This window comes from Corynebacterium sp. HMSC036E10 (genome assembly GCF_001836265.1).
Lineage (GTDB): Bacteria > Actinomycetota > Actinomycetes > Mycobacteriales > Mycobacteriaceae > Corynebacterium > Corynebacterium coyleae.
On record NZ_KV827995.1, the window covers coordinates 5715 to 15483 of the forward strand.

Annotated in this window: 7 protein-coding genes; 4 read left to right on the forward strand and 3 right to left on the reverse strand. The window is 65.6% G+C overall.

Going from position 1 to position 9769, the window contains the following annotated elements:
• The 3 genes from HMPREF2736_RS10610 to HMPREF2736_RS10620 all read right to left on the reverse strand — a co-directional run.
• The coding region (locus HMPREF2736_RS10610) for a Pls/PosA family non-ribosomal peptide synthetase (RefSeq protein ID WP_070829701.1) at positions 1 to 3328 on the reverse strand (3328 nt) is incomplete at its 3' end.
• A gap of 57 nt (positions 3329 to 3385) precedes the next feature.
• Positions 3386 to 3820 carry a MarR family winged helix-turn-helix transcriptional regulator gene (locus tag HMPREF2736_RS10615; protein WP_070422469.1) on the reverse strand — a complete coding sequence of 145 codons (435 nt, stop codon included), beginning with the start codon at positions 3818 to 3820 and terminating at the stop codon, positions 3386 to 3388.
• Positions 3821 to 3864: 44 nt separating this feature from the next.
• Positions 3865 to 4161, reverse strand: a complete 297-nt coding sequence (locus HMPREF2736_RS10620; protein ID WP_070422470.1) for a rhodanese-like domain-containing protein — start codon at positions 4159 to 4161, stop codon at positions 3865 to 3867.
• 19 nt (positions 4162 to 4180) lie between these two features.
• Between HMPREF2736_RS10620 and HMPREF2736_RS10625 the strand changes: the two genes are divergently transcribed.
• The 4 genes from HMPREF2736_RS10625 to HMPREF2736_RS10640 all read left to right on the forward strand — a co-directional run bounded on the left by HMPREF2736_RS10625 (position 4181) and on the right by HMPREF2736_RS10640 (position 9512).
• Positions 4181 to 4888, forward strand: a complete 708-nt coding sequence (locus HMPREF2736_RS10625; protein ID WP_141739339.1) for a sortase family protein — start codon at positions 4181 to 4183, stop codon at positions 4886 to 4888.
• 129 nt (positions 4889 to 5017) lie between these two features.
• Complete coding sequence (locus tag HMPREF2736_RS10630; protein WP_070829703.1) at positions 5018 to 5869, forward strand: hypothetical protein; 852 nt, start codon at positions 5018 to 5020, stop codon at positions 5867 to 5869.
• A 45-nt stretch (positions 5870 to 5914) separates the two neighbouring features.
• Positions 5915 to 7765 carry a hypothetical protein gene (locus tag HMPREF2736_RS10635; RefSeq protein WP_141761644.1) on the forward strand — a complete coding sequence of 617 codons (1851 nt, stop codon included), beginning with the start codon at positions 5915 to 5917 and terminating at the stop codon, positions 7763 to 7765.
• Positions 7766 to 7853: 88 nt separating this feature from the next.
• Entirely contained in the window at positions 7854 to 9512 is a 1659-nt protein-coding gene (locus tag HMPREF2736_RS10640; protein ID WP_070829707.1) for an MFS transporter, read from the forward strand.
• Positions 9513 to 9769: the final 257 nt, after the last annotated feature.

Genomic DNA, 9769 nt, shown 5'->3' on the forward strand with positions numbered 1-9769 from the left:
CCGCGACCACGCCGACGCCCATCCAGGTAAGTCCTCCGAGCAGGTATGTCCACCAGCCGATGCGCTCAAGCAACGTCACCACGCAAGCCGCGAACAGGGCCGCGAGCACCGCCTGGGTCATGGGCGCTAGAAGACGCATCGTCTCGACGACACCACGCCTCCGCACCAACCCCTTCGTCGGTTCGTACGTCGCTTCACCTGCGGCTTCGACTTCCACGCGGCGCATGCGCTCGGGCGGGGATCCCCACCAGTTCGAGTGCGCCTTGGACTTCTTCGGGCTCGCGGACAGCACCGCCACCAGGGAGTGTTTGGCCAGTTTGCGGCCCGGGGCGACCATGCCGGAGTTGCCCACGAACGACCGCTTACCCACGACCGCGTGGTCCGTCCGGATCCAACCTCCGCCGATTTCGTAGCCGCCGGCGAGGGTGTCGTCGGCAAGAAATGCGCCTTCGCGGACTTCGGTGAGTTTCGGCACCATGACCGCGGTGGACACTTCTGCGTGTTCGCCGATGTCGGCGCCGAGCAGGCGCAGCCAGACGGGGGTGGCGGCGCCGGCGTAGATGGGGAAGTAGCGGGTGCGGGCGTCGTCCATAAGCCGGGTGACGGTCCAGAGGCTCCAGCCGCGAAGCGACCGGACGGGGAACACGCCGGGTTGGACGCCAAGTTGCGCGAGGCGCACGCCGGCCCAGGTCAGGGCGAGGCCGAGGCCGATGTAGACCACGCCGCCGACAGGCGCGAAGACCAGCAGGCCCCACACGGAGCGGGTGTCAACCAATCGCGCCAGGCCGAGCGTCGCCGCCGCACCACCGAGCACCGCCAGCGCGGGCAGCACCGCGAGGACCAGGGAGGTCAGGCCGTACGCAAGCGCCCACATGGGGCGGCGCGGCGGGCGTTCGTTGGGGAAGCGGTGCTTGGAGCGCCCCTTCTTGCGGGCGGGCGAGCCGGCCCAGCGGGCGTGCTTCTTCACCGGTTTGTCACCGGTGACGGTGGAGCCCGCCTCCACGTGGGCGCCCTCGCGGACTTCGGTGCCGGGCATGAGGGTGGAGCGCGCGCCTACGCGGGCGTCGGGGCCGATGACCACGGTGCCGACGTGGAGTTCGTCGCCGTCGAGCCAATACCCGCCGAGGTCGACGCCGGGCTCGATGGCTGCGCCCTCGCCGATGGTGGCCAGACCGGTCACCGGCGCGAACGCGTGCATGTCCACGTCCTTGCCCACCGTGTTGCCCAGCAGTCGGGCGGTGACCTTGGCGGCGTTCGCGCTCGCGATGTTCATTGCGCCGGAGGCAGCCAGCCACCGCTCAGCGGTCCACAGCCGCAAATGCACAGCGCCGCCGCGCGGGTACACCCCAGGCTCGATCCGACCCCGGATCGCACGGGCCCCGAGCGCGCCGATGGGGATCCGGCCCAGCGGCGTGCACAGCACCGCAAACGCCACGGCCAGCCACGTCCAGGACAACTCAGTCAGACCCAGCACATTTGCGACGATCGCCACCCACGTCACCGCCGCCGACGCCTTCAGCGTCATCACCGGCACCATGAGCAGCGTCTGCGCCAGCCGGGTCGCGCCCGAGACCGGAGTCACAGAACGTTCGCGGGTGGAGGTTCGGGTGGTGCGGGTGAGGTCGTCGATAAGCGATGCAAGCGCTTCCAACCTGGGATGGTCGTAGAGGTCGCGCACCGCGATGGTGGGCACGCGCTCGCGCAGACGCGCGATGAGCGAGGCGGCAGCTAGCGACGACCCACCTAACTCAAAGAAATCCGCATCCTTGCCCGGCACGTCCAGGCCGAGCACCGCCACCCATGCTTCAGCGACCCACTGCTCGGTCGGCGTCATGCCGACCGCGTCCACGCTGGCGGGCAGCGGCCACGGCAGGGCTTTCTTGTCCACCTTGCCGGAGGTGCGGATCGGTAGTTCGTCCATCACGTGGATGCGCGGCACGAGCGCGGCTGGCATGACCTCGGCGAGGCGCTCGCGCATCTGCTGCACGTCCAACGAAACGCCGTCGTCGGGGGAGACATAGCCGACGAGCACCTTGTCACCTGCGGGCAGCGTTTGTACGGCGACGGCGGAGTTATACACGCCCTCGAGCGCGGCCACGTTGGCCTCCACTTCGCCGAGCTCGATGCGGCGCCCGCCGATTTTCACCTGGTCGTCGGCGCGGCCGATAAACGCCAGGCCATCCTCGGTGAGTCGCACGTGGTCGCCGGTGCGGTACGCGCGCTCCCAATCACCCATGGGGGCGTACTTCTCGGCGTCTTTCTCCGGGTCGAGGTAGCGCGCGAGGCCCACGCCGCCGATGATCAACTCACCTGCTTCTCCCTCGCCGTCGCTTGCGATGGCGAGGTCCCAACCGTCCAGCGGCCAACCGATAGTCACGGGCTTGCCGGGGAAGAGCCGGGTTGCGCTGGCCACCACGGTCGCCTCGGTGGGGCCGTAGGTGTTCCACATCTCGCGGCCGTCGGCAAGGCGGTCAGTCAGTTCCTGGGAGCAGGCCTCGCCGCCCACAATGAGCAGGCGAATGTTGTCCAGGGCCTCCTTCGGCCAAAGGCCAGCAAGCGTGGGCACGGTGGAGACGACCGTGATGTCGCGACGGATCAGCCACGGGCCCAAATCCTGACCCGAGCGCACCAGCGCGCGCGGGGCCGGCACCAAACACGCCCCGTGGCGCCAGGCCAGCCACATCTCCTCGCACGACGCGTCGAACGCCACCGACAGGCCCGCAAGCACGCGGTCGTCGGGCCCGAGCGGTTCGTCCTGGCAGAACAGGCGCGCCTCCGCATCCACGAAGGCGGCGGCCGAGCGGTGGGTCACCGCTACGCCTTTTGGTTTGCCGGTGGAGCCGGAGGTGAAGATGATCCAGCAGTCGTCGTCGGGGGTGACTGTCGCAAGCGCGCCAAGCTCGCCGCCCAACACGCCACCACCAACCGGCGCCTTCACCAACCGCAGGCCCGCGTCGGTCCAGATGGCGTCCACGTCCGCTTCGGTGAACACGGTTTCGGCGCGCTCGTCCGGGTCGTCCGCGTCGACGGGGACGTAGGCGCAGCCGGCGCGCATCGTCGACAAGATAGCGAGGTATAACTCGCGGGTGCCGGACGTCATCCGGATGCCGACGCGGCCCCGGTACGGCACACCCTGGGTGCGCATGGCGGTGGCGCGTTGGTCGATTTCTTCGACGAGTTCGGCGTACGTGATTACTTCGCCGTCGTCGATGGCCGCCGCGCCGGGGTGGGCTTCGGCGGAGGCGAAAAGGACATCAATAAGTGTCCGCTCCGGCGGGGCGAGGTGGCTGCGCAGGAGCGGATTGGGAAGGGGCTCGGCTTGAACCATGCGGATTAGGTTAGACCTATCCGGGGCGCATCGCTCGACTACACGGCGACTACACGGCTATTCCGTCTCGAGCGCTTGCGACAGCTTCTTCAGGTTCTTCAGCTGCTTCTGGGACGACGCTTCGAGTGCGCGCTCCTCGGCTGCAACCACGTCGTCGCCAAGTTTGGCCAGCGCCTTCGTGCCCTTCTTGGTCGCGGCGACGATCTGGCGGCGACGGTCTTTCGGGTCGCGGTCGCGGGTGACCCAGCCGAGTTTCTCCAGCGAGTCGATGAGCCGCACCATGTCGGAGGCGTCGATGATCAGCAGCTCGGACAGTTGGCGCTGCGACATTGGAGCGACGTCCACGCAGGACAGCACCCAGTACTCGCGCATGGTGGTGTCGTGCTTGGCCAGGGTGCGTTCGACTTCGTCCTTGGTGTGCCTGCGCACGCGTTCGATCTGGAAGTGGGGAGACTTCAGCAGAGCGGAGGGCAGTTCAGGAAGCGTCGACATACCCCCACCATACTTCCCTGCGGCGTCCCAATGGTTGGGACGGCCTAATTTTCGTGCGGCAAACCTTGTTCGACCCAGGCGGTGGTGCCGCCCGCGACGTTGTAAATGCCGTCCCAGCCGAGGGCTTGCTCGAGGTATTCGCCGGCCTGTGCGCTGCGGCCGCCGCCCTTGCAGATCAGGTAGATGTCCTGATCCGGGTCGATTTCGCTGTAGCGTGCCACGAATTCGGACAGCGGAATGTTCTTGGCGCCGGTTGCGCGGACGGCGGCGTATTCGTCGGCCTCGCGGACGTCGATAAGTTGCGCGCCTGCAGGGACTTCAGTGACTTGGACATTCTCCATGGCTCGTATGATAGCGCCCGTGACGTCCACTCCTCGCTGGGTTTATCATGTGCGCCGCATTGTCGCGCTGCTCATCGTTGTGTTCGTCGTGCGCATATTGCTTTTCGACGACACCACGCCTTCCCCCGAAACCCCCACCACGGAAGAGACGTCGTCGGAGGCGTCGGTTCGTCGAGAAGCAGCTGCGCAGATTCCAGCGGGACGGCCGGTGGAGATGGTTGTGCCGGTGTTGGGGATGCGCGCCGGGTTTGAGGCCGAGGATTGCCGGGTGGTCGATGGCGCGATCGATCCGAAGAGCCTGGATAAGGCGTGTGCGCTGACGGGGGAGGGGTACCCGTACGCGCTGCCTGGCACGGATGCGAAGGATCTTGTGGTCATCGCGGGTCACACGGGTGCGGGGGTGAGCGCGGTGTTTAACAAGCTTTACGACGGCACCACCGAGCACCACAACGTCGCCGTCGGCGACTACCTCTACGTGCGCACCGAAACCTCCGGGCAGGACTGGCTGGTGTATCGCGCGACCGACCTGCACGATCCTGACAAGAAGTCGCTTGCCTCCAACCCGGAGATCTGGGGTGACGGGCCGATGCCGGGCAGGCTGCTGACCATCAGTTGTGTGCAGCCGTCGAACCTGCTGGCCAACTCGGTGCGCAATGCGGTGGTGGGGTGGCAGCTCGAGGGCACCGCCACTGACGACGAGGTGGAAACCGTCTTCCAGCCACGTTGATTTCTGGTGCGTTGTCGCGCCCGTTTGTCAAATTGTGACAAAAGTTTCTCGTGTGACTGGTGTAAAAACTGTCAAGACACTGTAGACTTCAAGTTGAACTTTAGACTTTCTCAACTTCAGGAGACCACAATGAACCGCCTTCTCGCCGCAGCCGCCGCTGGCGCTCTCGCCCTGGCCGCCCTGCCGATGACAAACGCCAACGCGCAGGACCTGCCCAAGGAAACCAAGGACGCGCGCGGCGAAACCTACTTCCTCAACGAGGAAGGCACCCACTACGTGCCTGACGCGCAGGAGGCGCTCAAGCCGTTCGCGCAGCTCGACTCTGCACAGCAGGAGAAGGCAGTTGCAATTGTCGACGCCGCCGTGGCCGGCCTCATCGACACCGGCGTCATCCGCGACGCCCAGACTTCTGTGCAGGCACCGGCACCCGCTCCCGCTCCGGAGCTCTCTGAAGAGGAGAAGGCTGAGGCGCAGTCTGGCGGCGAGGCCACCCAGGCCGCGGCTGAGAAGCCGCTTGGCGCCGACAACGTCGACCCGGCCAACCCGGACCCGGTTGCCAACGGCTTGGTCAAGTTCCCGCCAGTGGCCACCCTGGACGGCGTGACCTACTTCCTGAACAAAAACGGTCACACCTTCGTCGCCGATGTCCTGCGCGTGAACTCGGATGTCACGCCGGAGGAGATTGCGTTGAGTGATGGGCTCGTCGCAAAGTTTGCTGGCGAAATCGCGCGCCAGGGTATCGAGGCCGCTCGCGCTGCCGGCGACCTGAACGTCGACGTCGCCCCGGCTGCCCCGTACGCCGCCGAGCGTGGCGGCGCTGAAACCGTTGACGCGGCCGCCGCTGACACTGCCGCGACCGCCCAGCGCGGCCTCGCCGCCGAGACCGGCTCCAACACCCTCGTGCGCGCACTATTCGCGCTGCTGCTCGCATCTGTGCTGGGTGCCGGCGTATACGCCTTCGCGCGCCGTCGTCTTATCTAGGACACCCGACTTGATTTACGGCTGAGAATGATGTTCTCTTAGTTCGTGAATTATAGACATCTGATCGCCGCCGCCTGTGCATCCGCTGTGATCGCAGGCGGTGTCGTAGCTCCTGCAACCGCCCACGCTCACGTCGACATCGACCCACTCAGCCGTGAGTGCAAGGAAGCCACCGCAGCTGCGAAGAGGGGCGCGCCGATCCCGCACATGGACCGCTTCGTGTTTAGCGACAACGAAAACGCCCTCGTCGAAAACACCCTGTACCTTTACGCGCCGGACCGACTGAAGCCGCACATCGACCGCGCCACCGCCGAATGGCGCAAGGCCACCAATGGCCTCGTGCGTTTCGAGTACGTGGACAAACCCGGCTACAAAGTCGTCACCGTCCAGGAGGCTAACCTCGGCGGCTCCGTAGGTCGCGTCACCGGCAACGTGCACAACATGAGGGTGCTGATTAACCCCGACACGATCCGTGGAGGACACGAACCGAGCATCACCATGACCCTCGCCCACGAGATCGGCCACGCCATGGGCCTTGCCCACTCGTGCGACGGTGCGCTGATGAAGGTGGGCAACAACCGCGGCAAGTCCGCGACTACCCCGCAGGCCCTGGACGCACAGGTGCTCATCCAGCACAACAACCTTAAGCAGTACGGCGGCCGCCGGCCGCAGCCGAGCACGACTGCTGCGCCTGCTCCTGCGCCGGTTGAGCCAACGACTTCTGAGCCCGCACCTGTGGTTCCTGAGCCGTCCACGCCTGAGCCGTCCACGCCTGAGGTCAGCACCGTCGTTACGACGGTCCCGGCCACAACGACCACCGAGGAACCGACCAGTGAGGAACCGACCACCGAGACGACGGGGATCGAAACTGTCGTGGTTGAGGAACCCACTTCTGCGGAGCCGACCCCCGAGGAGACCACCAAGGTGGCTCCCGTCGAGGAATTGCCGAAGCCGACCACCCTGCAGGAAGCGTTGGATGCGGTGAAGGAAGCGAAGGACCAGTACGTGGCTGCTGATGAGGCAGCTAGGGCAGCGCAGAAAAGGGGCGAAGGCATCGACGAAGCCGAGGCAGCTGCGGATGCTGCCTGGAGCGTCTTGCAGGCTGCCCAGAACAATCTTGAGGAGTTCAAGGCGCAGCACCCGGATGCCACGCTCGAGCCGGAACCGGAACCGCAGCCCACGTCTGAGGTAACCACCAAGCCAGAGGTGACGACGCCTCGTTCCACCACGACCGCGAAGGCAACCACGTCTGCGCCGACTACGACCTCTACGACCTCGCGGACATCGACCACGTCCCCGACACTGAGGCCCACGCCAACTACGCAGACCCAGGCGACGAAGGTCACCACGACCACGAAGTTGTCGGAGGTTGCACCGTCTACGACGACGCAGAAGGCAACCACGACCAAGCAGGCAACGTCGTCGAAGGAAACCACTGTGACCACGACCTCGCGTACGTCTGCTGTCACGCCGTCTACGACTCCGCGGTTCTCGACCAAGACGTCGACCACCAAGGCCACGCCGACCACTGTGACTCGGGCGACGAAGGTCACCACGACCTCGCGTCCGTCTGATGTTGCGCCGTCTTCGACGCCGCGGTTGTCGACCAAGACGTCGACCACCAAGGTAACGCCGACCACGAAGCCGTCGGAGGCTGCACCGACCACCACGGCAGCGGCTACTACGGTGGTGGAAATTCCGGAGGGGTCGGTCGTCGATAAGAGTACGAGCGCAACGACAACCATCACGGAATCGCTGGAGATCCCGGCAGGGAAGGAAGATGGCTCGGCGAAGTCCTCGAGCACCTCGCCGCTTGCGATCATCGTGCCGAGCATTCTGCTGGTGCTTACCGGCCTCGGCGCTGTTGGGTTTTACCTGTACAAGCACTACTTCTAAACCGAAAGGGTGTGCATTTTTTCGACCGATCGGTTGATGAATCCGGGTGGTTCCCAGGCCTACTGTCGTGAAGGTCGAAAGGAACCCCATGACTACAGTGCACACCCCAACCGCCACCACTGAACAACACCCCGGCCGGTGGAAGGCCCTCGCGGTCCTCGCCGCAGGGCTGGCGCTGATTGTCATGGACGGCACCATCGTTGGCGTCGCCCTGCCCACGATGATCACCGCCCTCGACCTCAGCCTCACCAACGCGCAGTGGGTCAACGCGATCTACAACGTCATCTTCGCGGCGTTGCTGCTCGGCTCCGGTCGCCTCGGTGATCGCGTCGGTCGCCGCACCACGTTCGCCGCAGGCGTTGCGCTGTTCATTGGTGGCTCGTTGCTTGCAGGCTTATCGACGACCGCAACCACCCTGATCACAGCCCGCGCCGTCCAAGGCGTCGGTGGTGCATTGGTGCTGCCGGCGACGTTGTCGTCGGTAAATTCGCTCTTCCACGGCAAGGACCGTGCCGCCGCGTTCGGTGTGTGGGGCGCCGTAATGAGCGGCACGGCGGCGCTCGGCCCGCTGCTCGGTGGGGTGCTCACACAGTACTTCTCCTGGCAGTGGATCTTTTGGGTAAACCTTCCGCTCGGCCTGCTGGTGCTGCTGGGGATTTTCGCCTGGGTGCCGCAAACTCACGGTAAACGCAACGTCCGGGGTGTCGACGTCGACGGCCTGCTCACCTCCGCCATCGGCTTCGGTCTTGTCGTGTTCGGGCTCATCGAGGCGACCACGCTCGGCTGGTGGGAGAAGAAAGAAACTCTGCGTCTTGGTTCCTGGTCCTGGCCGGAGAGTTGGACTGTCTCGCCTGTGCCGTTTGCCATCGGTATCGGCCTGATCTTCATTGCCCTGTTCGTGCGCTGGGAACTGCACCGCGCGCGCAACGGCCGCGATGCGCTTCTGGATCTCTCCCTGTTCAACGTCGGCACCTTCTCCTGGGGCAACCTCACCGCCGCCATGGTTGCCGTCGGCGAGTTCGCCCTCATGTTTGTCCTGCCGTTGTTCCTGGTCAACGCCGTGGGCCTTTCTACCGTGCGCACCGGCCTTGTCCTTGCCGCGATGGCGTTCGGCGCGTTCGTTTCCGGCGCCTCCGCCCGCCACCTGGCGGCTCGTCTCGGCGCGCCGGGTGTCGTCGTGCTTGGTCTTGCGCTTGAGGTGGTTGGTGTTGGGCTGTTGGCTGGGGTCGTCGCAACGCAAGGCTCCACCTGGTTCACCGTCGGTGCACTCGTGGTCTACGGCGTGGGGCTCGGCCTCGCCTCCGCGCAGTTGACCTCGACGGTGCTCGCCGGCATCCCCGAAGCGCAGTCGGGCGCGGGCTCGGCCACCCAGTCCACGGTGCGCCAACTCGGCTCCGCCATGGGCGCCGCGATCGCGGGATCCGCCCTGGCAGCGGCGATGGCGCGCACCATCCCGGCCTCGCTCGACGCCGTCGCCGGGGTGCCCGACAATGTGCTGTCCAAGCTGTCCGACGCCACCCAGGCGTCCGCGGGCTCGATGATCGGGCAACTTCGCGACGCCACCCCCTCCGACCCCTTCACCGCACCCCTCGGCGACGCCCGCAGTGTGGTTGTAGAGCAGTTGGCCAGCGGGTTCGCCGACGCCGCCGCCTGGTCGATCGGGTTCTCTGCGCTGTTCCTGCTGCTGGGCCTGCTCGGCTCGGTGATGGTGCTGCGACAGTCGAAGAAGGCGCCGACCGCAGTCTAGTTTTCGCTGATCGTCTAGCTCGCCGCTGTCATGTCTCATGACTTTTTGGACATGGAGTCCAGTTACTTATTGGACGTGATGTCTAGAGACTTTTTGGACACTGAACCGGTGAAATGGTCGGATGGCTATTTCATCGCACACACGCAGAAAGATCGCGGATTTCGATCCGGTCCGCGACGGAAAAACCATCAAGCAGTTTTGCAAGGATGAGCAGATCTCACGACAGACGTTTCATAACGTCAGGGATCGTATTGCTC